We start from the raw sequence: 24025 nt of genomic DNA on the forward strand, positions 1-24025 counted from the left end.
TGTGGTTCAGAGCATGGCCAGCTGGCTGTTGCGCAAATCGGTAACCAGCATGCAGCCCGGGCTGTGGGTGATGGCGAAGGGCAGCGCGGCCCGTTCCAGCGCCACCTGGGGAGTTACCCCACAGGCCCAGAACACAGGAAGTTCGTCGGCCGCTATCGACACCGGGTCGCCGAAATCGGGTTTGCCGATTGCGTCGATACCGATCAGGGCCGGGTCGCCCAGGTGGACCGGCGCGCCGTGCACCGACGGAAACCGGGTGCATATCTGCACCGCACGGATGGCATCCGCTGCCCGAAACGGACGCATGCTTACCACCATCTTGCCGGCGAAGGGACCGGCGCTGCGGCAGTCGATATTGGTGCGATACATGGGCACATTGACCTGCTCGGTGATATTGCGCACTTCCAGCCCGTCCGCCAGCAGCGCCTCTTCGAAGGAGAAGGAGCAGCCCAGTGCGAAAGTCACCAGATCGTCCCGCCACAGCTCAACGATGTCCTGGCGTTCTTCGCTCAATTTACCCTCGCGGAAAATGCGGTAGCCTGGCAGGTCAGTGCGGATATCGATATCCCCCAATAGTGGTAGTGCCGCATCGCCGGGGGTGTCGGAGCTGGCTATCAGCGGGCAGGGCTTGGGATTGGCCTGACAAAAACGCAGGAAATCCCCGGCCACGGCAGCCGGCAGGATGACGATATTGCATTGGACATGACCCGGCGCGAACCCGGAGGTATTGCCCCGGTGCTCGCCGCGCCGGATGCTCTGGCGCAGTTGGGCAGGTGTCATTGATGCTGGCATTGCTAACCTCGTGGGCCGGTGATGGGCGCGTACTGGCGCACATGGTACTGGATTTGCCCCCGACTTAACCAGTTGCCATCAATGCCCGCGCAGCAACGCGGGGCGCACCAGCGGGCGCTGCATTGCCTCGGCTCAGCCGGGGCTCTATGATGGATCGTCATCACAACGCCCAGTCGAAGGACGCCGCCATGCCTCATCCCGCCGTTACTGCGGAGACCTACCCGCACAAGCCCGCCATCATCATGGGAGAATCCGGCCATATGGTCACCTACGGCGAACTGGACGAGCGCAGCAATCGGGTGGCGCAGCTGTTCCGTTCCCTGGGTCTGCGCAAGGGCGACCATATCGGCATGATGCTGGAAAACAGCCATCAGTTCCTGGAAATCTGCTGGGGTGCCCAGCGCGCCGGCCTGATTTTTACCCCGGTCGGTCTCCATCTGCCGCAGGAAGAGGCCGCTTATATCCTCGACAACTGCGGCGCCAGCCTGTTCGTTGTGTCCCATGGGCAGGGCGAGGCCGCGGCCAGGTTACGGGACTGTGTGGCCGGGCTGCGCCATTGTTTCATGATCGACGGCATCCAGACCGGGTTCGAGTCCTGGGAGGAGGCCGTGGCGGAGCAGCCTGCGCAGCGCATCGACGATGAGGCCAACGGCGTACCGATGTTCTATTCTGCCGGCACCACCGGCCAGCCCAAGGGCGTGTTTCGGCCCCCGGACAGCGATGATGTCAACGCGCCTCACCCGTTGGCCGATTCACTGGGAGCCGCCTTTGGTTTCAGTCCCGAAACGGTCTATCTGTCGCCCGCGCCGCTCTACCATGCGGCGCCGCTGCATTTCAACATGATGAACCTCTACCAGGGCGGCACTTCCATCATCATGGAGTACTTCGAACCCGAGTTGGCCCTGCGCCTGATCGAGGAACACCGGGCCACCCACAGTCAGTGGGCGCCTATCATGTTTGTACGCATGCTCAAGCTGCCGCAGGAAGTGCGTGAGCGCTACGACCCTGGCAGCATGCAGTATGCGATCCACGCTGGAGCCTCCTGCCCGGTCGAGGTCAAGGAGCAGATGATAGCGTGGTGGGGCGAGGTGCTGGTGGAATATTATACCGCCAGCGAAGGGATAGGCATCACGGCCATCGATTCAGCCAACTGGCTGACCCACAAGGGCTCGGTGGGCCGCGCCCTGGTCGGACAGGTGCACATCGTTGACGCGCAGGGCAGGGAACTGCCGCCGGGTGAGACAGGTGCTGTGTATTTTAGCGGTGAACAGGCGCAGTTTAGTTATCATGGTGAACCGGCCAGGACTGCCGAAGCCTTCAATGAGCGCGGCTGGGCCACCACCGGGGATCTGGGTTATCTGGATCGCGATGGCTACCTGTACCTGACTGACCGCAAGGACTCCATGATCAGTCGTGGAGGGGTGAGCATCTCCCCGCAGGAGATAGAAAACCTGTTGATCAACCACGACAAGGTGGCGGATGTGGCGGTGTTCGGTATTCCCAGCGCGGAATTCGGGGAAGAGGTGAAGGCCGTGGTACAGCCGATGAACTGGGTGGACGCCACCGATGAGGTGGCAATCGAAATCACCGAATGGCTGCGCGAGCGCATCTCCCACCTCAAGCTGCCGCGCTCGCTGGATTTTCACCGGCAGTTGCCGCGCCGGGACGACGGAAAGTTGTACAAGCGCCACCTGCTGGAAGAGTATCGGGGAGCGGCCAGGGTGGAGCCGGGCACCGAGGCCGCCGATGATGGCAACGACAAAGCCTAGTGGGCTGCAGTATGCTGGGGAAGACAGCTGTTGCCATGAGGTTCGCCGGTGAGTAAAGCAAGCACACTGCGCCAGCTCGAGCGCGAGATGAATGAATGTTCCACATATGAGCAATGGCGCGATGCCGCGATCGAGCACGACGAGTTGTCGGGAATGCAGCGCTGGCGCGAAGTGGACCAGACCAGCCAGTATGACTACAGCCAGATCCGCCTGCGGCTGGATCGTCTGCGCAGCCTGCGCTCGCGGCACGATGACCAGGGTTTGCTGTACACCCTCAATGAGGGCATACACGGCAATATGGGCGGGATGGGCCGCAGCACCCTGTATCAGCGCGCCAAGTTCGGCACCAAGCACCTGATAGAGCAGTATATCGACGAGATCGATGATTCGCTGCGCTACCTGGCGGAACTGGAAAGCCCGGACGTGACCATCCAGCAGAAGCTGGACTTCTTTTACCGCGCCAACCTCTGTTTTGGCCGTTCCGCCCTGATGCTGAGCGGCGGAGGCGTCCTCGGTTTCTACCACCTGGGAGTGGTCAAGACGCTGCTGGAGCAGGGTCTGCTGCCGCGGGTGATCTCCGGTTCCAGCGCGGGTTCCCTGGTGGCGGGTGTGGTGGGTACCCACAGCGATGAGGAGCTTGAACACTTCTTCGACCCCGTCAATGTCCACTTCGAGGCAGAACGGGAGGCCAGCGTATTCTCCCGGATGTTTCTGGGACGCCATCCCCAGATCGATATTCGCGATCTGGAAAACATCATAGCGCGGCTGATACCGGAAATGACCTTCCAGGAAGCCTACGAGAAAACCGGGCGCCAGATCAGCATAACCGTAGCCCCCGCCGAAACTCACCAGCGCTCCCGGCTGTTGAATGCCATCACTTCCCCCAACGTCTATGTGCGTTCCGCAGTGATGGCTTCCTGCGCCGTTCCCGGGGTATTCCCGCCGGTGATGCTGATGGCCAGGAACGTGCATGGAGAGGCCCAGCCCTACCTGCCAACCCGCAAATGGGTGGACGGCTCGATCGCTGACGATCTGCCCGCAAAACGGCTGTCACGCCTGTTCAGCACCAATCACTATATCGTCAGCATGGTCAACCCGATTGCGACGCCATTTCTGCGCGGCAACCGCAAGGGCAGGGCCGGGGCTTTCTCGGCGGCGCTGGGCAGTCTGGGTGTCGGCATCGGCCGGGAGGTGCTGAACTTCTACCGCGGAGTGGCACAGAAAAAGGGAGATAACTGGCCACGGTTCAATCTCCTGCTGAACGGCGTCCATTCCCTGCTGGACCAGGACTACAGTGGTGATATCAACATCGTGCCGAGTTTTCGCTGGTATAACCCGGCCAGGATTCTGTCCCACCTGTCCGAGAAGGAACTGGTTGAGTTGATGGAAGGCGGTGCCCACTCCTGTTTTCCCAATGTAGAGACGATACGCCTGTGCACCAAGATCAGCCGCACGATGGAAGAGATCCTGCAGCGCTTCGAGTACGGTGACCTGCGCCCGGGCAGGGTACAGGATTACCATCGGCCGCGGTCGTCCCGGCGGCGCCCGCAACCTACCTGGTCGGACCGGGAGACGCTGGACGAGCGTGCCGGAACTGCTTCGGGGAGCGGTGGCTCCGGAACCAAAACCAGAGTGCGGCGCAAGCGTGCCGCGGCAGGCAAGACGGTGAAGTCTGGCTAGACATGCATCGTAACAATACGCTTCAGTGTCAGCGTCCGCCAGACTGGATCAGCTCAACCGCCAGCCGGGACAGCGGGGCCACCAGATTGCCGCGCTCTTCCGCTTCGGCGCTGGACGCGGTGCCGAGGCGGACGCGGTGCTTGATGCCCTGCACGATCGCGGCGAGCCGGAACAGGGAAAACACCAGGTAGAAATTCCAGTTGTCGATACCGTCGCGGCCAGTGCGTTCGCAATAGCGGGCAATGTATTCCTCGTCAGAGGGAATGCCCAGCGCCTGGCGGTCAATGCCAGCCAGGCCCTTCATGCTGCCTTCGCCGGGCAGCATCCAGACCATGCACTGGTTGGCAAGATCTGCCAGCGGGTGGCCCAGCGTGGACAGCTCCCAATCCAGCAGCGCGATTACCCGCGGTTGCTCGGGATGGAACATCATGTTGTCCAGACGGTAGTCGCCGTGTACCAGACTGATACTGCCATCGTCGGCGGGCATATTGGCCGGGAGCCATTGCAGCAGCTGTTCCATGTCTGCCATGGTTTCCGTTTCCGAGGCGCGGTACTGCTTGGTCCAGCGCCCCAGCTGGCGTTCAAAATAATTGCCGGGCCTGCCGTAATCGGCCAGGCCCACGGCGTCCACATCGACATTGTGCAATGCCGCCAGGGTCTGGTTCATCGCGTCGTATATTGCGGCCCGTTCGGCCTTGTCACGCGCCTCGGGCAGGCTGGGGTCCCACAGGATGCGGCCTTCCAGAAACTCCATGACATAGAACATGGAGCCGATCACCGATTCATCCTCGCACAGCACATAAGTTCGCGGCACGGGGACGTCGGTATCGGCCAGGGCGCTGATTATCCGGTACTCCCTGTCTACCGCGTGAGCAGAGGGCAACAGCTGCCCGGGTGGCTTGCGCCGCAACACATAGGAGCGGCCGCCGGCGTTCAGTTTGAAGGTGGGGTTGGACTGACCGCCGGCGAATTTCTCCGCCGTGAGCTCGCCATCAAAGTCGGGAATATGGTCGGCCAGAAAGGCTGCCAACCGCCGGGTATCGAGTTGTCGAGCGCTCATGGGGCTCCTTCGCTGTTATATCGCCTGCGCAGTCTACCAGAGGTCGCAGGATGCACGAAGCAGCAGTGCTGTGGGCGCAAGCGCTGCGGTCAGCTCTCCACGAAGGCCCGTTCAATCACATAGTGGGCTGCGTCGCCGTGGCGCGATTCGTTGAAGCCGCGCTCGTGCAGCAACGTGGTCATGTCCTTGAGCATGCTGGGGCTGCCGCAGATCATGAACCGGTCGCTGGCCGGATCGATTTTCTCCAGCCCCAGGTCGGCGGGCAGCTTGCCGCTGACCAGCAGGTCGGTGAGCCGGCCCGTATTGCGGAACGGTTCGCGGGTCACGGTGGGGTAGTAGAGCAGTTTGTCGCTGATCTCTTCGCCCAGGTATTCATGCTGCGGCAGTTCCCGGGTGATGGTGTCCTGGTAGGCCAACTCGCTGGCGAAACGGCAGCCGTGGGCCAGAATGACCCGGTCGAAGCGCTCGTAGATCGCGGGGTCACGGATAATACTCATGAACGGCGCCAGGCCGGTACCGGTGGCGATCAGGTACAGATTCTTGCCGGGCAGCAAGTTGTCCAGCACCAGGGTGCCGGTGGCCTTGCTGTTGACCAGCAGTTCGTCCCCTACCTGAATGTTCTGCAGGGTGGAGGTCAGCGGGCCGTCCGGCACCTTGATGCTGAAGAATTCCAGTTCGTCCTCGTAGTTGGCACTGGCCATGCTGTAGGCCCGCAGCAGGGGTTTACCCTCACGCTCCAGCCCAATCATTGTAAAATGACCGTTCTCGAACCTGAAGCCCGGGTTGCGGGTCGTCTTGAAGCTGAACAGACGGTCGGTCCAGTGGTGGACACCGGTGACCTGTTCGCGCAGCAAAGTAGCCATTGCTTACCTCTCGTGGCAGTTGAGCATGTGTGGGAGTGTGCAGGATACGACCCGGCACTATATTGGTAAAATGGATTTTATAGATATACTATAGTTGTAAGTCCGATATGGGTGGGGTCTATGCGCTACAGTCTGCGACAACTGGAAGTATTTCTCGCCACTGCCCAGCATGACAATATCAGCCGGGCGGCGGACACGCTGGCGATGTCCCAGTCCGCGGCCAGTGGCGCGCTGCGGGAGCTGGAGCAGCAGTTCGGTGTGCGCCTGTTTGACCGCCTCGGCAAGCGACTGCGGCTCAGCGAGCTGGGGCGCCAACTGCGGCCCCAGGCAGAGAACCTGCTGGCCCAGGCCAGGGACTTCGAGCGGTCGCTGGCTGGGGAGGAAGTCAGCGGCCGTCTGCAGCTGGGCGCGACCCTGACCATCGGCAACTACCTGGCGGTGCCGATGATCGCGGCCTTCCGGGCCCGCTACCCGGGTGCAGACATTGCCCTCAACGTAGCCAATACTGCGACGATTGCCGAGCAACTGGCGAGTTTTGAGCTGGACGTGGGACTGGTCGAAGGGGAGTTCTACCATCCCGATCTGGAGACTCTGCACTGGCGCCCCGACGAGCTGCAGGTCTTTGCCGCGCCGGGTCATCCGTTGGCCGGCAAAGCCAGGCTTGCGGACAGGGATCTGCTGGGACTGGACTGGATCGTCCGGGAATCAGGGTCCGGGACCCGGCAGACCTTCGAGCGGGCGATGCACGGTATCCTGCCGGATCTCAACATCGTCCTGGAGTTGCAGCACACCGAAGCGATCAAGCGTGCCGTCGAGGCGGGCCTGGGGGTGGGCTGCCTGTCCCGCATCAGCCTGGTGGAAGCGTTTGCCCGCGGCACATTGATACCCTTGCAGGTACCGGGGAGGGACTTCCAGCGCCAGCTCAACATCATCCTGCACCGGAAAAAGTTCCAGAATGCGGCGCTCAAGCGCTGGCTGCAGCTGTGCCGGGAGGCCGTGTCGGATACACTGGGCGCGGATACAGACACCCAGCGAGGCCCCGGTGCCGGACCCGATAGTCCCGATTGACGCCAGCCAGCGGCTGCAGGTGGAACGGGCCACCGAACACTTTGTCGCCGAAGCGGCGCGCCACCTGCAGTTGTCATTGCCACCGGTCGCGGTGGTATTTGACTTGAGCGGTACCGCGGCCGGGATGTTCAGTGTCCAGGGGCGGCGCTGCCAGATCCGCTACAATCCCTGGATATTTGCGCTGCACTTTGCCGAAAACCTGCGCCACACCGTGCCCCACGAGGTGGCGCACTATGCCGTATACCGGCGCTGGGGACAGCGGCGGCTGCGGCCCCACGGGCCGGAGTGGCGCTGGTTGATGGACTGTTTCGGGGTGCCGCCACGGGTGACCTTCGACCTGGATCTGGCAGGAGTCCCGGTGCGCCGGCAGCGGCGCTACCCTTATCGTTGTGCCTGTCGCGAGCACGCGGTCTCGACGGTGCGGCACCGGCGCGTGTTGCGGGGGCAGGCCAGCTATCGCTGCCGCGACTGCGATTCAGAACTGACGCCGGTTGCCGAACGGCTGGCCAGCAGTGACTGAGCGTGCGGCATCAGGTGGATATTGCCATTTTCACCCCACTGACGTTTTCGGCCCCGTTGTCGGGATCGGCTTCCTCGATCACTGCCCGGTCCGCGGCGATGCCCGCGTCGTTGACCAGAAAGCGCTTGCTGGCAGCCGCCCGGTCCCGGGCCAGTGTCGCCAGGGCCTGCGCGGGCACCGGTTGCTGCTCCAGAACCCGCCGGGCCTGAAGGGGGCGGAAGGCGTTTCTCCGGCGGTGTCGGGATCCGGTTCCAGATCGCTGTAGCGCTCGGCTATGGCTTCCTCCCAGGCCGCACTGCGTTGGTCGATATCTTCCCTGTCCAGCCCTCGTCCAGCAACTCCTGTTGCAAGCGTTGCTGTTGCAGGCTGCGCCGGTCAGTGTCGGGGTCGATCTGCCCGGTCAGCACCAGTTTGATGGCCGGTCGCTGCTGCATGGCCTCCGCCAGGTCCCGCAGTTTCTGCTGGCCGTGATTGTCCAACTCAGTGCTGCCGGCGGCAAAGTCGACTGTTTCCAGGTCCTCGTCGCTGCCAACGAGGCCAGCCAGCAGCCGGAACGGTGCGGTCACCATTTTGGTGAACAGATTGACCAGCGCACCGGTGATCACGCTGCCGAGATTGAACTCGGGGTTGTTGATGTCGCCGCTGACGGGCACCGTCACGTCGATAACTCCGCTGCTGTCGGTGAGCAGCGCGATGCCCAGCCGCAGCGGCAGGTCCAGCGCCCGGTCGCTCTCGACCCGCTCTCCCAGTTTGAGCTGTTTTATCAGTAGCTCGTTGTCGCCCTGCAGGCGGTTGTCCTTCAGAGCATACTGCAATGTCAGGTCGAGACTGCCGCGTTCAATTTCATAGCCGGCGTAGGTGGCCGAATAGGGGGTCAGCCGCGCCATGTCGACGCCGCGGAAATTCAGCTCAAGGTCCAGGGCTGGCGGCTCCTGCAGAGGGCGGGCGGTGCCGTCCAGGGTCACTGGCGCGTAGCCGTCGACAGAACCCTGCAGGTCGATCTTCATCGGCTGGCCAGGGTCGGTACCCAGGTCTGTAATAGTGCCATTGAGACCGCCGATCACAGACCGGAACCGGATCGGCAGGGATTCATCCTCGAAGTCCAGCTGGCTGTCGGAAACAAAGATGGCCGGCGCTGCAATATGCCAGGCCGGTTCTTGCGGCGCGGCATCGACTGCAGCTGAGGCCGGCTCGCTGGCCGGGTGTTCGCGCCCCGCGGCGTCCTCTTCCAGCAGGCGTTGCACATTGATACTTCCGTCCTTGAGGATATGCAGCCGTCCCTCGTAACCTTCCAGATGCAGTTCGGCCAGTTCCAGCCGGCGCTGGGCCAGTTGCAGGGCCAGGCCGTGCCAGCTCAGGTGGTCCCAGCGGGTGAGGGCATCGTCGGCGCCGTGCAGCACCATCGAGAAATCGGTGATGGCGCCGTCGAGCTCAATCCTGTCGGGAGCAAAGTCCCGCAGAGTCAGCGTTCCCGCAGTGTCTGCCAGGCCGCTGCCTATTTCGGCGCGCAGGACGGGTGGCAGGTTGGGCCCCAACCAGGCCAGCGGCAGGGCCTGCAGCTCGAACTCAACGCTGCCGTCACCACTTCCCAGGTGCAGCTTGCCGGTGGCGCCCAGGCTGGCCTGGTCATTCACCCGCAGCGACAGGGTCAGCGGGCTCTCGGCCTGTGCCGGCCAGTGCAGATCGCGCAGCTCGGCGTCGACCGGGGAGATCGTGAGCAGGGCCGGATCGGTGTACTCGGAGCGCCAGCGCAGCTGGCTGTCCTGCAGTTCGATCCCGTCGATCCGCGCCTGCCAGGGTGGCGTGTCGCTGTCGTCGGCGCGGGTATCGGTGGCGGGCATTGCAAACAGCTCAGCCAGGCTGACCCGACTACCCTCGCTCCAGCCCGCGACCTCAAGTTCGCTGGCAAGGACATGGTCGACGGTGACCGTCCGCCCGGCGCTGGCCACCGCGATGCCCTCAATTTGCAGTGATGCCAGCGAGACGCCGGTGTCGGGCAACCCAGTGGTATCCGCCGCACTGATGACGCTGTCCCGCAGTTCCAGCCGGCCCTGGTCGATGCCATAGCGCAGCGCGCCGCTCCAGTCGATGTGATAGTGCGCTTCCAGCTCCAGCGTGGACCGCTCGAGTTCGAAAGCCAGCCAGGGTTCGGCAAAACGCCAGAGCGGGCGCAGGTCGATATTGCGCAGTGCCAGCTCGCCAGTGCTGTGGCCCGCGGCGATCGAGACATCGCCCCGCCATTCCAACTCGCCACCGCCCTCGCTGGAGGCGACAAGGTGATAGGCCTGTCCGGCTTCGATGACCGTGGACAGCCCGCTGGCCTCCAGGCGCAGCCCTTCCAGGTAGGACTGGTAATCCTGGGGGTGCTGCTGATCGATAAACTCGATGCGGTGGGCGGAGAATCGCAGCTTGCCGACGGTGATACCCAGTGGATCCTGATCCGCCTCCGGATCGGGTGCCGCGGCCGGTTCCCGGGCGGGCGCCAGGTCGGCGATGTTGAACTGGCCGTCCGGCCGGCGCAACAGATGCAAGTACAGTCCTTCCAGGGCCAGCACGTCGAATACCAGCCCCGGTTGCCACAGCGTCGCGAGGCTAAGGTTCAGTTGAGCCCGGTCAAACGCCAGCAGCCGGCTGCCATCGGCGTCCCCGAGTTCCGCCTCGCGGATGTGCAGGGTCAGGCTGAAGGGATTGAACAGAATCAACTCGCTGCTGAAGGTGCGCTGTATCTGCTGGTGCACCAGCCACGGTGTCACGAAGTTCAGTACTGGCAGCAGTACCAGGAAGCTCAGGGCCAGATACATCAGATAGGCGAGGGCTATTCCCCGGACAACTGTTCGCACAGTGCGATCTCCTTGTGCAGCGATGGTCTCGCCCCTAACTATAGCCTATGGGCAATTGCAGGTGGTCGGCCGCCACGACATTCAGAGCCCTTTGCGATAGGCGTAGGGCGTGACTCCAGTCCAGCCCTTGAAGGCGCGGATGAAGGCGCTGGATTCAGAGAACCCGGCCCGGTAGGCGATCTCCTCGATAGAGAGGCCATGCTTGCCCAGGTAATGCAGCGCGGTATCCCGCCGCATCTGATTCTTGATTTCCTTGAATGTGGTGCCCTCGGCGGCAAGCCTGCGCCGCAGCGTCTGGGGATGTATTTGCAGGGACTGCGCCACCGTTGCCAGTTCCGGCATCTCGTGAAGGCGGCGCCGGACCAGGTCGCGTACCCGCGCAGTCCAGCTGTTGCGGGAAAAATCCTGGGTCAGCATCATCAGCACCGGGTGGCGCAGATAGTGGCGCAGGCTCTGTTCATTCTGCTGGATAATCCGGTCCATCAGGGTACGGGCAAACACCAGCTCGCAGTGCGGGGCTTCAAACTCCACCGGATTGGCCACGAACATATGGCGATAGTCATCCGGTTTCGCGGCGGCGGGATAGGCCAGACGGACCACTTGCATGGGCAGGTGTTCCTGCACCAGCCAACTGGCGAAACGGTGCACATTGAACAGCATCAATTCAGTCGGGTAGGGCTCGATCCTTTCCAGGCCGGCATATTGCAGGCGCACACTGATTTCATCACCGTTCTCGTGGAGGCAGGGAACGGGCGAGGCATCGAACAACTGGAAAAACCGGCAGTAGCGGCTCAGTGCCTGCCCCAGGGTTTCACTGCCTATCACTGCATGGCACATCATGGACCAGCTGCCGATGGGCAGTCGGCGGGTATTGTAGCCCAGCGACTCATCTCCCATTGCCAGCATGGTGCTGACCTGGAGATCGGCAAAACGTTCGATGGAAATACGGGCGTTGTCCTCCAGCAACAGGCGCGGGGAGATCCGGTTCTTGCGCAACAGCTGCATCGGATCCAGGCCGATGGCAACCGCGTTGCGCAGCACGGCGCGGGCGAAATAGACAGAGATGGACCGTTCGCGCATTGTGTCTACCGCAGCGTGGCCGCGTTGCTCAGGTGCAGGGGCCTGTGCTCCACGGCAGCCACCCGATTGCGGCCGCCGCGCTTGGCCAGTTGCAACGCTCGCGTGGTATCGCGGTACAGGACGTCCAGACCGGCATCGCCGCTGGCGGCAGCGCCCAGACTTGCAGTGACGTTGATCAACTGTTGCTCGATAATCAGGGGCTCATTGCCGAGCCGGGATCTGATGCGCTCGGCAAGATTGCGCGCCGCTTCCAGGCCGGAATTGGGCAGAATGATCAGGAATACATCCCGTTCATAGCGTGCCACGACGTCGCCGCTGCGGCACTCCTGCTCAAGGCCGCGCGCCATGTATTGCAGGATGCGGTCTCCGGTATCCTCGCCGAAGTGCCGGTTGAGCTCGGCAAAGTGATCTATGTCTACCATGACCGCGGCCGTAAATTCGCCGTGGCGACGGGCATTGGCCAGGGTGACGTTCAAAGCACTCTCCAGGCCGCGCCTGTTGAGCAGGCGAGTCAGCGGGTCCACGGTGCTCAAATGCGACAGCTGATGTTGTTGATCCTGCAAGGTGCTGGCGAGAAAGCCAATGATTACCAGCGCATGGGCAGCCCCGTGCACTGCGTAGACCAGGCTTTGCGCGATTGCCGGCTGACGCTCCTGGGCCAGCAGGTACCAGCACAGCAGCATCGCTGCAGTCATCAGCAGGCCCGCCAGGGCAATGAGGCTGTCACCGATGTTGCGGCCGCGCCAGCCACGCCAGCCGCCGAGTGCGGCGGCGACGGCCCAGAACAGTGCAGCCGTGGCGAGGTACAACTGGAACAAGGTGTCTGGTGGCAGCAGGAACACCGCCAGGATGGTGCCGAGACAGACCGGCCCCAACAGGTAGTGGGCTCTGGCCACGCCGGCACGCTGGCTGGTGGCAAGAGCCAGAAAGCAGGCGCTGATGATGGCGGCGACGGCGGGGATATCAAGCCCTACCGGTATGACCTGGTTGAGACTGACAGCAAACCAGGCCAGCAGTGTCGTCATGAAATAGACGGTGAACAGCCCGAGCCCGGCCGGAGGCTGGTTGCTGTTGCTCAAGGCATACAGGACCAGCAGCTGGCCACAGCTGAGCGCCAGGATCAGCCCGTAGTGCGCGTAGACCAGATTGTCTGCAAATATGTCCTGCATGTTCCGCTCAACCCCTTGCTGTGACGCTGTTAGTTTAAGTCAATTTATTTGTCGGCACAGGTCATTGTTGGCTATTTCAGCCATCCCCATACTGTTGCGTGTCATTATTTTTCTCCCCTGAGGCCCTACTCATGCTGCAACGCGATTTTACCGATGAACAAAACATGTTCAGGGAGGCCTACCGCAAGTTCCTCGCAACCGAGATTGTGCCACAGATGGAGCAGTGGCGAGAGGCTGGTATCGTCGATCGCTCGGCCTTCGGCAAGGCCGGTGAACAGGGCTTCCTGATGATCTGGCCAGAAGAAAAATACGGCGGCATGGGAGACCCGGATTTTCGCTTCGAGCAGATCATCATGGAGGAAACCGCCTACGCCCGGGTGGGTGACTGGTTCAGCACCCTGCACAGCCGCCTGGTGGGCCCCTATCTCACGCGCTTTGGCAACGAAGAACAGTGCCAGCGCTTTCTGCCGGGCTGCGTTCGCGGTGACACGATCCTCGCCATTGCGATGACGGAGCCGGATGCGGGCAGCGACCTTGCAGGCATGCGCAGCAGCGCTGTGCAGCAGGGTGACCACTGGGTCCTCAATGGTTCCAAGACCTATATATCCAACGGCATCAATGCTGATCTGGTGATTGTCGCAGCGAAGACAGATCCCGCCAACAATCCTCACCACATGACCCTGTTTCTGGTGGAGCGCGGCATGGAGGGCTTCGAGCGCGGTCGCAATCTGAAGAAAATGGGCCTCAAGGCGCAGGATACCGCTGAACTGTTTTTCAACAATGTCAAAGTGCCGCGCGACAATGTACTGGGTGAACCCGGCAGGGGATTTTACTACCTGATGGAAGGGCTCGCCGAGGAGCGTCTGATCGGCGCCGTGGGTTATCTGTCCTCAGCCCAGCTATCGTGGGATCTCACCGCCGACTATGTGCGGGAACGCAAGGCCTTCGGCAAGCCGCTGGCACAGTTCCAGAACACGCAGTTCAAACTGGCGGAAATGCGTATGCAACTGGATGTCGCTCAATGCTATGTGGATCAGTGTGTGCACGCCTTCAACAGCGGCGCGCTGACCGCGGTGGACGCCGCCGCGGCCAAGCTGTTGACCAGTGAGCTGCAGATGGCGGCAGCCGACCTCGGTGTGCAGTTGCACGGTGGCGCGGGTTATATGGACGAGTATGCGATCAGCCGCCAGTTCACCGATGCGAGAATATCAACCATCTATGCCGGCAGCTCGGAGGTGATGAAAATCATTATCAGCCGTGCTTGCCTGTCGGACAATTATCAGCCATTCAATACCCGCAACTTCTGACAATGTGAACAGGGAGATACGCAATGGAACTGGCAGGAAAGATTGCAATTGTTACTGGTGGTGCCTCGGGTCTGGGGCGAGCCACTGTGGAGGCCTATGTTGCCCGGGGGGCCAGGGTCGCTATCTTTGATCTCAACGAGGCCAGTGGAAATGCCGTGATCGCAGCGCTGGGGGCAGACAACGTGGCCTTCTGGAATGTGAACGTTGCCGATGAGGATTCGGTAAAGGCTGCGGTGGCCGAGGTGGTGGAGCATTTTGGCGCGCTGCATATCTGCAACAATTTCGCGGGAATCGCCAGTGCCTGCAAGACCCTGAGCAAGAAGGGCGTATTCCCGCTGGACCAGTTCATGCCGGTGATCAATATCAACCTGGTGGGTACCTTCAATGTCGCGCGCTATGCGGCGGAACAGATGGCCAATAACGAACCGTTCAATGACGATGGCGGCCGCGGCGTGATCATCAATACCGCATCCATTGCTGCGATGGAGGGGCAGGTGGGCCAGCTGGCCTACAGCGCCAGCAAGGGCGGGATCGTGGGCATGACCCTGCCGATGGCACGGGACCTGGCAAGCTATGGCATCCGCGTCAACACCATCGTGCCGGGGCTGATTCATACGCCGCTGTTCGAGAGCATTCCCGAGGCGGCCTATAAATCGCTGGAGAACAGTGTCTGCTACCCGCCAAGACTGGGCAAGCCCGCGGAAATCGCCCACCTGTCGGTTTTCATTGCCGAGAATGATTATGTCAACGGTGAATGTATCCGTCTCGACGGCGCGATCCGCATGCAGCCACGCTAGGAGTTTGTCATGGGTCCCCTGAACGGTTTCACGGTAATCGAACTCGCGGGTCTTGGGCCGGCACCGATGGCGGGTATGCTGCTCGCGGACATGGGGGCGGAGGTGATTCGGATTGAGCGCGCCGGCGCATCGGAATCGGACCTGCGCCAGGCCTGTGATGTCAGTGCCCGCGGCAAGAAATCCGTGGTATTGAACCTGAAGCAGCCGGATGGCGTCGAGACCCTGCTGCGGATGGTGGAGAACGTCGATGTGCTGATCGACCCCTACCGTCCCGGGGTCTGCGAAAAGCTCGGTGTCGCTCCGGATGTCTGCATGGCGCGCAATCCCCGCCTGATCTTTGCCCGCATGACAGGTTGGGGTCAGGATGGCCCGCTGGCCCATGCTGCCGGCCACGATATCAACTACATCTCGCTGAGCGGAGCACTGTACGCCACTGGGCGCAATGGCCAGAAGCCGGTGCCCCCACTGAATCTGGTGGGTGACATGGGCGGCGGTGGCATGTTGCTGGTCTCCGGGATCCTGGCGGCGCTGCTGGAGACAGCCAGTTCCGGCAAGGGCCAGGTTATTGATGCCGCCATGGTGGACGGTGCCGCCCAGTTGATGTGGATGTTCCATGGCTTCGAGGCCAGCGGGGAGTGGGATGCGAACCAGCGCGGCGCCAACCTGCTCGACGGCGGCGCACATTTTTACGACACCTATGAGTGCGCCGATGGCCAGTATGTGTCGGTGGGTTCGCTCGAGCCCCAGTTCTACGCACTGCTGAAGCAGTTGGCGGAATTGCCGGAGGATGATTTCGGGGATCAGCACGATCAGTCGCGCTGGCCGGAACTGACGGACAAGCTGGCAGCCGTTTTCAAACGCAAGACCCAGGCCCAGTGGTGTGCAATCATGGAGGGCACGGATGTCTGCTTTGCCCCGGTACTGTCCTTTACCCAGGCACCGCAGCACTCCGCCAACGTGGCTCGCAACACCTATATTGAAGTGGATGGTGTTACCCAGCCGGCCCCGGCTCCGCGGTTCAGCCGTACTCCATCCGAGGTGGCCCACGGCGCCCACGGTATTGGCGAGGATACCGAGGCCACGCTGGCCGCGATGGGTTTTGCGGCCAGTGAGATTCGGCAGCTGCGCGAATCCGGCTGCATTGGCTGATCGAGAAACAGGACCAAAACAATGACACACTACGATACCGTAACGGTGGCCACACATGGCTCGGTAGCCCTGCTAAGCCTGGCCCGGGCCGATAATCTCAATGCGTTCAATGAGGCCTTGCGCCGCGATCTGCTGCAGGCAGCCACTGCCGTGAATAATGATGAACGTATCCGGGCCGTCGTGCTGACCGGCAGTGGCCGCGCCTTTTCAGCCGGTGCCGATCTGGCGGAAGTCCAGAGAGAAGATTTCGATGTGGAGGGTCAGCTCAACAACGAGTACAAGCCTGTGTTGATGGCCATCACCAATGCACCCAAACCCTGGATCAGCGCAGTCAATGGCGCTGCCGCGGGGATCGGCAGTGCTTTCGCGATGGTCTGTGATCTTACGGTAATGGCGGAGAACGCCTTTCTATATCAGGCGTTTACCGCGATCAGCCTGATTCCCGATGGCGGCGCCACCTGGCACCTGGCGCGAACGCTGGGCCGCAAGCGCGCCTATGAGCTGATTCTGTCCGGGGAAAAGCTGGCCGCCTCCCGCTGCCTGGAACTGGGGCTGTGCAACAGGGTGGTACCGGCCGAATCGCTACTGACCGACACTCTGGAATGGGCCCGGGAAATCGCCGGCAAGGCGCCACTGTCGCTGCGCTACGCCAAGGAAGCGCTCAATGCCGCGATGGAAACGGACCTGGCCGGTATGATTACCGAGGAGGCCCGGCTGCAGAAAATCTGCGTAGCCAGTGCCGATGCGCGGGAGGGCGTGGCCGCGTTTCTCGACAAGCGCCCGCCGCGCTGGCAGGGAAAGTAGCCGCGCAGGCCGACGGGCCCGCGCTCAGGTGGTAATGATCAGTCGCAGGGCCTGCAACTGCAGGCCGGCGTGGCGTATGTGGATGGCGCACTCCTCCATGCGGTAGCTGAGGTGATCCAATTCCTGCTGACGGATGGACGGGTTGACCCGGCGCAGCGCTGTCAGACGATCGTGTTCGGCCCCCAGAGCGGCGCGCATCTCCTGCTCCGCCTCGACCAGGATGGGAGCCAGTCGTTCCTGCGCCTGTTTCCCCGCCAGGGTCATTTTGCTTTCCACATCCGCCTGCACCTGCTTGATAATCGCCAGGGCTGTATTCTTGTTGACCCGCTCCACCAGGCCATTGAGGCGCTCGTGCGGGACCAGCCCGGCGAGGTCCTTGCCGCGCGCATCCACCAGCAGGCGCAGCGGGGTCAGCGGCAGGAAGCGCTCAACCTGCAGGGACCGCGGCGCCACGCAATTGATGGAATAGAGACATTCCAGCAACATGGTGCCGGGGGCGATGCCGCGCAGCTTGATGGTGCCCAGAGAGGCATTGCCCAACTCGGTGGACAGCACCATGTCCATGGCTGCCACCAGCATCGGGTGTTCCCAGGTGAGGAAAGCCATGTCCTCCCTTGCCAGGGCCTTGTCCCGGGAAAAGGTTGCCGTGAGGCCCTCGTCATCCAGGTAAGGGAAGTGGCCGGTCAGCATATGCTCCGTTGGACGCAGCACTACGGCCTGGTCGGAGTGGAATTCGTGTTCCACGCCGTAGGCCTCACACAGTGACTCCAGATAGGCCGCCAGCGTGTCACTGTCTTCATTGGCCCGGATGTCGGCGATCACCGCGGCGGCCACTTCCGGTTTGCAGGAGTTGCGCTCGAGCAAGCGATCCCTGCCCTCGCGCAGCTCCAGCCGGGTGCGGGCGGTAAATTCCGCGGTATCGTCCAACAGCGTTTGGAAATCGTCGTTTCTGTGCTCCAGTTGGGCCAGCAGCCGGGTCTGGAACGTATCGAAGATCATGGTGCCCGCAGAGCAACTTTCCCGGAACAGGTTCAGGCCGCGGTCATACCATTCCAGCAGGGTTTCCTGGGCACTGCCTTCCAGGTAGGGGACGTGGATTTCCACATCCTGCTCCTGACCTATCCGGTCCAGCCGTCCTATGCGCTGTTCCAGCAGATCGGGGTTCAGCGGCAGGTCGAACAGGATCAGGTGGTGGGCAAACTGGAAATTGCGGCCCTCGCTGCCGATTTCCGAACAGACAAGCGTTTGGGCGCCGTTGTTTTCGTCTGCAAAATAGGCTGCGGCGCGATCCCTCTCGATGATTGAAAGCCCCTCGTAGAAGGCCGCAGAACGGATACCCGCCCGCAAGTGCAGGTAGTGTTCCAGCGCCAGAGCGGTACTGGCGCGGGCACAGATGACCAGTACCTTTGCCGGCCGCAGCTGCTTCAGGGTCTGTTCCAGCCAGGCTACCCGCGGGTCGAAGGCCAGCCAGCTGTCATCGTGGTAGGGCAGCTCAGGATGCAGCGCTGCGGCGATATCGAGACTTGCATGGGCATAGGAGTCGGGGTTGGGCAGCGGGTGACGGTGCATGACCCGGTTCGGAAAACCGCTGATCGCCGCCCGGGTGTTGCGGAACATCACCCGGCCGGTGCCGTGGCGATCCAGGATCTGATCGATCAGGGTGGCGGCCGGCGCAGCGGGGTCCAGCCCCGCGGGCAGGTCCTCGGGTCTGTCCCCCGCTTCCAGCTGTGCGGCCATCTCGCTCCAGCGCCGGTATTCGCGCTCCTCGCGCTCAAACTCGGTCAGCGAGTGGAACCGCTCCGGGTCCAGCAGTTGCAGCCGGGCAAAGTGGCTGGCCAGGCCCACCTGTTCGGGGGTGGCGGTCAGCAGCAACAGGCCCGGACTCTGTGCAGCCAGCTCGGCGACAAAGTGGTAGTCCTCACCGGCTTGTTCCGGCGACCAGTGCAAATGGTGGGCTTCGTCAACGACCACCAGGTCCCAGTGACTGGCAAGCGCCAGATTGCGGTAGCCGGGATTGGCCTGGAACAGGTCGAGACTGCACAGCACCAGTTGCTCTGCATCGAAGGGGTTGTCTTCGGGCAACTGCAGCAATGGATCATCGTCCAGTGGGTCGACACTCGAGGTCTCCCGCAGCCGCTCGTCGTCGAACAGCGAAAAATGCAGATTGAAACGCCGCAGCATTTCCACCAGCCACTGGTGCAGCAGGGTCTGGGGTACCAGGATCAATACCCGGTTCGCGCGCCCGGTAAGCAGTTGCTGTTGCACTATCATGCCGGCTTCGATGGTCTTGCCGAGGCCGACCTCGTCCGCCAGCAGTACGCGGGGAGCATGGCGCTGACCCACTTCATTGGCGATGTAGACCTGGTGAGGCAGCAGGTTGGTGCGCGATCCCATCAGGCCGCGGGCACTGGAGCGCTGCAGGCGGTCCAGTTGCATCAGGGTGGAGACCCGCAGCGCGAAATCACTGTGCTTGTCGAAATGGCCGTTGAGCAGGCGCTGTTGGGGCGTGGTGATCTGGACGAAGGCATCCAGCTCCAGCTCGGAAACGGTCACCGTCTGTTCGTGATGGTCGGTGCCGGTGTAGAGCAGCAGTCCCTCTTTCTCCTTTACCGAAGTGACCTCCAGTTCGACATTGTTGACGGTGGATATATGGTCCCCTGCCTTGAACCGCAGGCGTGTCAGGGGGGCGCTGTCGGCGGCATAGGTGCGTTCTTCACCCACCGCGGGAAAACTCAGCGTAACCCGGCGCGGTTCCACTTCGACAATAATCCCCAATCCCAGCTGCGCATCGGCATGACTGACCCAACGTTGGCCGACGATATAGTCCATAATGTCCTTGCTGTAACGGCTGGAGCCTGTATCAGCTCCCCGCAAAAGCGGCGTATATTACCACCGAACGGTTTGTATTGCGGCCCCGGAGCCTAAAAATGCCACCTCCGGGCCGGAAAAGTCAATCGGTTCAGGAGCCTGCCTCGGCAGGGAAAAACAGCGCCATGCTGTTGTGCCGGACGGCCGCCAGCAGCTGCTCCACCGGCAATTGCCTGGTCTGCGCAACCTGCTCGGCGACAAAAGGCAGGTAGAAGGGTGCATTGGGCCTGCCGCGGTAGGGCACCGGCGTCAGATAGGGAGAATCGGTTTCCAGTACCAGCTGGCCGATGGGCGTGATGGCGACCACTGCACGCACATTGTCGGCGCGATTGAAGGTGGTGATGCCGTTGAAGCCCAGCATGAAGCCCTCACCCAGACAATATTCAGCCAGTTCGAGGCTGGAAGTAAAGCTGTGGATGACCCCCTTGCGCCGCAGGTCGGGACTGTATTCGGCGAGGATGGCGCGGGTATCGGCGTCGGCCTCCCGGGTGTGAATCACTACCGGCAGGTCAAGCTCGACTGCGAGCGCCAGTTGCCGGGAAAACACGCGCCGTTGCACCGCGCGGTCGGCATGGTCGTAGAAATAGTCCAGGCCGATTTCACCCACGGCCACGATGCGGGCGTCGCGCGCGCGCTCCTGAATAATGTCGGCGACGGCATCGTCGAAACCCTCTGCTTCATGAGGGTGGATACCCTGGGTGCCCCAGATGTCCCCGGCCACCCGCGTCAGGTTGAATACGCGCTCCAGGTTGGCGGCGGACACGGCGATGGTAATGATGCGTTCGATCCCGACCTCCCGTGAGCGTACCAGGGTGTGCTGCAGCTGCTCCTGATCCAGATAGTCCAGATGGCAGTGGGTTTCGATCAGCGGAGTCTGGTAAACGGGAATGTCGCGTCGCTTGCTTTTGCTCATAGGGGGCCGCCGATTCAGTCAGGACACAGGATAGGTCAGGACGCGAGTGATCGCCAGCCTGCTGTGCCTGGCGCCGGGCCAGCAGCATAGGGTGCGCTGACGAAGGAAGCGCACCATCGCCCACGGGGCACCATCGCCGACGCCCTTTGCTCGCTCCTTGCCGCTGTTTCAAGCACCGGGTGGGGCGTGTCCGGTGCGTTTCGTACCTCAACGCACCCTATGGGTTTGCGGTACCTGGTGCGTTTCGTGCCTCAACGCACCCTATGGGTTTGCGGTACCTGGTGCGTTTCGTGTCTCAACGCACCCTATGGGTTTGTGGTATCTGGTGCGTTTCGTGCCTCAACGCACCCTATGGGTTTGCGGTACCTGGTGCGTTTCGTGCCTCAACGCACCCTATTTGCTGTGGTGGGTATCGAAGAGGTGTTGCGGGGTTGCCGCTGCTCGCCTGGCGGTGGCCAGGCCGTCTTTGGAAGGGAAAGAACCAGGAACAGGAATTCCCGCCGCTGCCCGCTGTCAGTATAGTATCGCAACGACTGCCATTTCAGGCGAGGATCCAGACCATGCGCTCCAGCTCTCTGCGCTTGGGCCCGACGGCTCTGTCAGTACTTTTGTCAGCGCTGCTGGCTGCGCCGGTAGCGGCCGACCCGGGCGCCAGTTACGGCAAGAGCTTCGTCCGTCTCGGCCACAGCTGGCAGGATGAATCACCCCCGGGCCCCTGCTTGTGCCGCTTGCAACTGCCGACAGCGATATCGGGGAGGACGGTGCCCGCCATCTGCAGCGGCTGGAACAGCTCGAGCTGGATCAGGGCCCCTATGCCGCGGGCCTTGAGGAACCGCTGATGGATCTGGGGCACCTGCATCTGAATGCGGGGCAGTTTGCGCAGGCGGGGCAGCTGTATCGCCAGGCTCTGCACATTGTGCGGATCAACGATGGGCTGCTGAGCGAACGTCAGCTGCCGCTGGTACAGAACCTGCTGACAGTGCACCGGAGTCTCGGCGACTGGCAGGGTCTGGATCAGCGCTATGACTACTACCACCGGATTGCGGGTGCGCCGCAGGACCAGGGGATCGGGGTGACACTGGAGTATTTCCGCTGGCAGCGGGAGGCGCTGCGGCGGCAACTCGACAGCAGTGCCGACAGGCGCCTGCTGCGCCTGTACGAACACAACGCCCGAGTGCTGGAGGAGACAGTGACCGCAGGGGGGCTCTCCCGGCGGCGGAACACTGGCGCCTGGTCGCCAGTCAGTTGCGCAATCTGTATCTGATACAAGCGCTGGTACAGCCTCGGCTGGATCTGCGCGACAGCATGACGGCGTCGCCATTTTACCGGCAACAGCAGCAACAGCAGGAACTGGACATCCACCAGCAGCGGCTGCTGAGCATTCAGCGCAACGCGGTGGCGCAGGGTGCCTCCCTGCTGACGGATTTCATTGCTGGCGCGGGGGCCGGCAGTCAGGTTCTGCAGGCCCGCGCCTGGCTGGCGCTGGCGGACTGGCACCAATGGAACGGCAATCGGCATCGGGCCCGGGAGGACTACGCCGCTCTGGCAGGCCACCTGATCGAGACCGGCCAGAGCACGCTGCTGCAGGAATGGTTTGCCGAGCCGGTGGAGCTGCCTGACAATGGGGTGTTCCTGCGCGATCCGGGCACAGGCGGAATTTCATTGGCGGCGCGCTACGATGTGTCGGCAGATGGTCGCGCCCGCAATCTGGAGACCGATGCCGAAGATGAGGAACACAAGGGTTTTGCCATGCGTCTGTACCGCAGCTTGTTGGCAACCCGATTCCGGCCACGCTTCGACAACGGTCAGGCGGTGACTGCCACCGGGCTTGAGCGCAGCTACCGTTATCTGGATCGGGAGGCGATCAAGCGTTTTCAATCACCATGATCGCCCCGCGCGCCTCTACGCTGCCGCGGCAACGCCAGGGCAGCAGGTCGGCGCAGTGACGCTGAATGCAACCCTGGGCCATCTCCAGGAAAGTGGAGCGTTCCGGGTCGGCGATGACGATGTGCTTGACGCCCGCGCGCACCGCGCGATTCACCAGGTTGGTAACGGGCTTGACCAGTTCGTCCCAGAAGCAGATATCCGCTGCGATCAGCATGTCGTAGTGAGCCAGCTCACGAACGGTGAGTTGTTCGAAGCGCTTCACCAGATGGCGCGTCTCTACGCCGTTGAGCGTCGCTACGGTTTCCAGATAGGGAAATACGTCGGGATCCGCGTCCATTGAGGTGACCTCGGCTCCGAGCCTGGAGGCACACCAGATGCCGGCAATACCCCAGCCACAGCCGGCATCCAGCACCGTGCCACTGTGGCTGGGCGGGTGCTTGCCCAGGTAATCCAGCAACAGACAGCTGGATTTCCACAATTTGTTGCCGTGAATGGATGGGTGCTTGCCCTGACGCCGAACCCGGCGGATTGCCGGATGTGATGCAGTGGGCATGATCATGCCGCGGAAGCGGCGCTCGGTCCTGGTCTTTGTGCGCGTGGTCACCTGTGTCAGCCCGCCCGATCCAGTATTTCCACGTCCTCGGCCTGTGGCCCCTTGTCGCTGCTGGCGGTGTGGAATGCCACCCGCTGACCGTCGCGCAGGCTGCGCCGGCCCTCTCCTTCACCGCATATGGCCCGGAAGTGGACAAAAATCTCCTCGCCGTCGTCCCTGATGATAAAACCAAAACCCTTGGCGCTGTTGAACCATTTCACCGTGCCCTGTTCACGCGAATTGCCGGAATTGTCGTCCCTGGCCGTCCTGGCCGCACTGGGCGGGTGGGCATTGAGCCGAGCTGGAACCAGGGGGGCGAGTACAACGGTCGCCACGGTTGCCAGCGCGAAGCAGGTCAACAGGATAAAGTCGGGAAACGTGCCGCCCTGAAGAGCAGTGGCGAGTGTGGATGCCAGGGCGGCGATAACAAGACTGATAACAAGTTTGACAAAAAACTGCATTGTGGTCCTCTCGTTGCGTTTGAAATGCGTACAACAGCACTGCGGCACGGTAGGCGCCGCAGTGCTGCTGGGGGGACGGAGACTGCGCCCGGTTCAGGGCGTCAGCCGCGGGGCGTATTGAAGCGAAGCGCCGGCCTTAGCCGCGCCGAATCATCGCTTCTGTACATCCTCGGCCTGCAGTCCCTTGGGACCTTCGACCAGGTTGAACTCAACTTCCTGCCCCTCATTGAGGGTGCGATAGCCCTCTCCCTGGATGGAACGAAAATGGACGAATACATCGTCACTACTTTCTTCCCGGGTAATGAAACCAAACCCCTTGGCGTTATTGAACCACTTTACCGTGCCGCTTACACGTTCACTCATACCGCTTTCCTCGGTGTTGCCCACTGCCTTTTTATTATCCGCC

The 24025-nt window shown here is 62.3% G+C and carries 22 protein-coding genes; 10 read left to right on the forward strand and 12 right to left on the reverse strand.

Annotated features, from left to right (window positions below):
- Positions 1-6 precede the first annotated feature (6 nt).
- Positions 7-780: a putative hydro-lyase gene (locus G3T16_RS16430; protein ID WP_232059126.1), complete on the reverse strand. Its 774-nt coding sequence runs from the start codon at positions 778-780 to the stop codon at positions 7-9.
- A 158-nt stretch (positions 781-938) separates the two neighbouring features.
- Between G3T16_RS16430 and G3T16_RS16435 the strand changes: the two genes are divergently transcribed.
- On the forward strand, positions 939-2561 hold the full coding sequence (locus tag G3T16_RS16435) for an acyl-CoA synthetase (protein WP_332102835.1): 1623 nt from the start codon (positions 939-941) through the stop codon (positions 2559-2561).
- Positions 2562-2609: 48 nt separating this feature from the next.
- Positions 2610-4241, forward strand: a complete 1632-nt coding sequence (locus G3T16_RS16440; protein ID WP_163496178.1) for a DUF3336 domain-containing protein — start codon at positions 2610-2612, stop codon at positions 4239-4241.
- Positions 4242-4269: 28 nt separating this feature from the next.
- On the opposite strand, the gene G3T16_RS16445 is transcribed toward G3T16_RS16440, so the two are convergent.
- A complete protein-coding gene (locus tag G3T16_RS16445; RefSeq protein WP_163496179.1) occupies positions 4270-5301 on the reverse strand; it encodes a phosphotransferase in 1032 nt (343 codons plus the stop codon).
- A gap of 89 nt (positions 5302-5390) precedes the next feature.
- Positions 5391-6164: a ferredoxin--NADP reductase gene (locus G3T16_RS16450; protein WP_163496180.1), complete on the reverse strand. Its 774-nt coding sequence runs from the start codon at positions 6162-6164 to the stop codon at positions 5391-5393.
- A gap of 120 nt (positions 6165-6284) precedes the next feature.
- Between G3T16_RS16450 and G3T16_RS16455 the strand changes: the two genes are divergently transcribed.
- Both G3T16_RS16455 and G3T16_RS16460 read left to right on the forward strand, forming a co-directional pair.
- On the forward strand, positions 6285-7232 hold the full coding sequence (locus G3T16_RS16455) for a LysR substrate-binding domain-containing protein (RefSeq protein WP_163496181.1): 948 nt from the start codon (positions 6285-6287) through the stop codon (positions 7230-7232).
- Positions 7207-7752, forward strand: coding sequence for a SprT family zinc-dependent metalloprotease (locus tag G3T16_RS16460; RefSeq protein WP_232059127.1), 546 nt, complete (start codon positions 7207-7209; stop codon positions 7750-7752). Before G3T16_RS16455 ends, G3T16_RS16460 begins: the two co-directional genes overlap by 26 nt.
- A 10-nt stretch (positions 7753-7762) precedes the next feature.
- Here the strand turns inward: G3T16_RS16460 and G3T16_RS16465 are convergent, their stop codons facing one another.
- The 4 genes from G3T16_RS16465 to G3T16_RS16480 form a co-directional block, all read right to left on the reverse strand.
- Positions 7763-7930 carry a hypothetical protein gene (locus tag G3T16_RS16465; RefSeq protein WP_163496183.1) on the reverse strand — a complete coding sequence of 56 codons (168 nt, stop codon included), beginning with the start codon at positions 7928-7930 and terminating at the stop codon, positions 7763-7765.
- A gap of 94 nt (positions 7931-8024) precedes the next feature.
- The gene (locus G3T16_RS16470; RefSeq protein ID WP_163496184.1) at positions 8025-10592 is read right to left on the reverse strand and encodes a DUF748 domain-containing protein; all 2568 of its coding nucleotides are present in this window, start codon (positions 10590-10592) and stop codon (positions 8025-8027) included.
- 81 nt (positions 10593-10673) lie between these two features.
- Positions 10674-11672, reverse strand: coding sequence for an AraC family transcriptional regulator (locus G3T16_RS16475; RefSeq protein WP_163496185.1), 999 nt, complete (start codon positions 11670-11672; stop codon positions 10674-10676).
- 5 nt (positions 11673-11677) lie between these two features.
- Positions 11678-12841 (reverse strand): GGDEF domain-containing protein, encoded by a 1164-nt coding sequence (locus tag G3T16_RS16480; RefSeq protein WP_163496186.1) that lies wholly within the window; start codon positions 12839-12841, stop codon positions 11678-11680.
- A gap of 131 nt (positions 12842-12972) precedes the next feature.
- Between G3T16_RS16480 and G3T16_RS16485 the strand changes: the two genes are divergently transcribed.
- From G3T16_RS16485 to G3T16_RS16500, 4 genes are read left to right on the forward strand one after another with little or no spacing between them, the layout of a single operon-like run.
- Positions 12973-14148, forward strand: a complete 1176-nt coding sequence (locus G3T16_RS16485) for an acyl-CoA dehydrogenase family protein (RefSeq protein ID WP_163496187.1) — start codon at positions 12973-12975, stop codon at positions 14146-14148.
- Positions 14149-14171: 23 nt separating this feature from the next.
- On the forward strand, positions 14172-14945 hold the full coding sequence (locus tag G3T16_RS16490) for an SDR family NAD(P)-dependent oxidoreductase (protein ID WP_163496188.1): 774 nt from the start codon (positions 14172-14174) through the stop codon (positions 14943-14945).
- A 9-nt stretch (positions 14946-14954) separates the two neighbouring features.
- Complete coding sequence (locus G3T16_RS16495) at positions 14955-16094, forward strand: CaiB/BaiF CoA transferase family protein (protein ID WP_163496189.1); 1140 nt, start codon at positions 14955-14957, stop codon at positions 16092-16094.
- Positions 16095-16115: 21 nt separating this feature from the next.
- Entirely contained in the window at positions 16116-16898 is a 783-nt protein-coding gene (locus G3T16_RS16500; RefSeq protein ID WP_163496190.1) for an enoyl-CoA hydratase/isomerase family protein, read from the forward strand.
- A gap of 24 nt (positions 16899-16922) precedes the next feature.
- On the opposite strand, the gene rapA is transcribed toward G3T16_RS16500, so the two are convergent.
- Entirely contained in the window at positions 16923-19727 is a 2805-nt protein-coding gene (rapA, locus tag G3T16_RS16505) for an RNA polymerase-associated protein RapA (RefSeq protein WP_163496191.1), read from the reverse strand.
- 130 nt (positions 19728-19857) lie between these two features.
- Positions 19858-20679: a TatD family hydrolase gene (locus G3T16_RS16510; RefSeq protein WP_163496192.1), complete on the reverse strand. Its 822-nt coding sequence runs from the start codon at positions 20677-20679 to the stop codon at positions 19858-19860.
- A 721-nt stretch (positions 20680-21400) separates the two neighbouring features.
- On the opposite strand from G3T16_RS16510, the gene G3T16_RS16515 reads away from it, so the two are divergent.
- Positions 21401-21943, forward strand: a complete 543-nt coding sequence (locus tag G3T16_RS16515; protein WP_163496193.1) for a hypothetical protein — start codon at positions 21401-21403, stop codon at positions 21941-21943.
- A complete protein-coding gene (locus G3T16_RS16520) occupies positions 21925-22566 on the forward strand; it encodes a hypothetical protein (RefSeq protein WP_163496194.1) in 642 nt (213 codons plus the stop codon). The genes G3T16_RS16515 and G3T16_RS16520 overlap by 19 nt, the downstream gene beginning before the upstream one ends.
- On the opposite strand, the gene G3T16_RS16525 is transcribed toward G3T16_RS16520, so the two are convergent.
- The 3 genes from G3T16_RS16525 to G3T16_RS16535 all read right to left on the reverse strand — a co-directional run bounded on the left by G3T16_RS16525 (position 22544) and on the right by G3T16_RS16535 (position 23982).
- Complete coding sequence (locus G3T16_RS16525) at positions 22544-23170, reverse strand: class I SAM-dependent methyltransferase (RefSeq protein ID WP_232059128.1); 627 nt, start codon at positions 23168-23170, stop codon at positions 22544-22546. The two genes, G3T16_RS16520 and G3T16_RS16525, sit on opposite strands and share 23 nt — an antisense overlap.
- A gap of 5 nt (positions 23171-23175) precedes the next feature.
- Positions 23176-23619, reverse strand: a complete 444-nt coding sequence (locus G3T16_RS23410) for a cold-shock protein (RefSeq protein WP_163496195.1) — start codon at positions 23617-23619, stop codon at positions 23176-23178.
- Between the two features lie 150 nt (positions 23620-23769).
- Positions 23770-23982: a cold-shock protein gene (locus G3T16_RS16535; protein WP_163496196.1), complete on the reverse strand. Its 213-nt coding sequence runs from the start codon at positions 23980-23982 to the stop codon at positions 23770-23772.
- Positions 23983-24025 lie beyond the last annotated feature (43 nt).

Origin of the sequence: Kineobactrum salinum (genome assembly GCF_010669285.1) — a bacterium.
GTDB classification, from domain to species: Bacteria; Pseudomonadota; Gammaproteobacteria; order Pseudomonadales; family Halieaceae; genus Kineobactrum; species Kineobactrum salinum.

What these genes read in the sequence shown, in the direction of transcription:
- G3T16_RS16485 (WP_163496187.1), top strand. Translation starts at nt 12,973, where the DNA reads ATGCTGCAACGCGATTTTACCGATGAACAAAACATGTTCAGGGAGGCC.
- G3T16_RS16490 (WP_163496188.1), top strand. Translation starts at nt 14,172, where the DNA reads ATGGAACTGGCAGGAAAGATTGCAATTGTTACTGGTGGTGCCTCGGGT.
- G3T16_RS16435 (WP_332102835.1), top strand. Translation starts at nt 939, where the DNA reads ATGATGGATCGTCATCACAACGCCCAGTCGAAGGACGCCGCCATGCCT.
- G3T16_RS16450 (WP_163496180.1), bottom strand. Translation starts at nt 6,164, where the DNA reads ATGGCTACTTTGCTGCGCGAACAGGTCACCGGTGTCCACCACTGGACC.
- G3T16_RS16480 (WP_163496186.1), bottom strand. Translation starts at nt 12,841, where the DNA reads ATGCAGGACATATTTGCAGACAATCTGGTCTACGCGCACTACGGGCTG.
- G3T16_RS16535 (WP_163496196.1), bottom strand. Translation starts at nt 23,982, where the DNA reads ATGAGTGAACGTGTAAGCGGCACGGTAAAGTGGTTCAATAACGCCAAG.
- G3T16_RS16430 (WP_232059126.1), bottom strand. Translation starts at nt 780, where the DNA reads ATGACACCTGCCCAACTGCGCCAGAGCATCCGGCGCGGCGAGCACCGG.
- G3T16_RS16500 (WP_163496190.1), top strand. Translation starts at nt 16,116, where the DNA reads ATGACACACTACGATACCGTAACGGTGGCCACACATGGCTCGGTAGCC.
- rapA (WP_163496191.1), bottom strand. Translation starts at nt 19,727, where the DNA reads ATGGACTATATCGTCGGCCAACGTTGGGTCAGTCATGCCGATGCGCAG.
- G3T16_RS16455 (WP_163496181.1), top strand. Translation starts at nt 6,285, where the DNA reads ATGCGCTACAGTCTGCGACAACTGGAAGTATTTCTCGCCACTGCCCAG.
- G3T16_RS16495 (WP_163496189.1), top strand. Translation starts at nt 14,955, where the DNA reads ATGGGTCCCCTGAACGGTTTCACGGTAATCGAACTCGCGGGTCTTGGG.
- G3T16_RS23410 (WP_163496195.1), bottom strand. Translation starts at nt 23,619, where the DNA reads ATGCAGTTTTTTGTCAAACTTGTTATCAGTCTTGTTATCGCCGCCCTG.
- G3T16_RS16445 (WP_163496179.1), bottom strand. Translation starts at nt 5,301, where the DNA reads ATGAGCGCTCGACAACTCGATACCCGGCGGTTGGCAGCCTTTCTGGCC.
- G3T16_RS16510 (WP_163496192.1), bottom strand. Translation starts at nt 20,679, where the DNA reads ATGAGCAAAAGCAAGCGACGCGACATTCCCGTTTACCAGACTCCGCTG.
- G3T16_RS16475 (WP_163496185.1), bottom strand. Translation starts at nt 11,672, where the DNA reads ATGCGCGAACGGTCCATCTCTGTCTATTTCGCCCGCGCCGTGCTGCGC.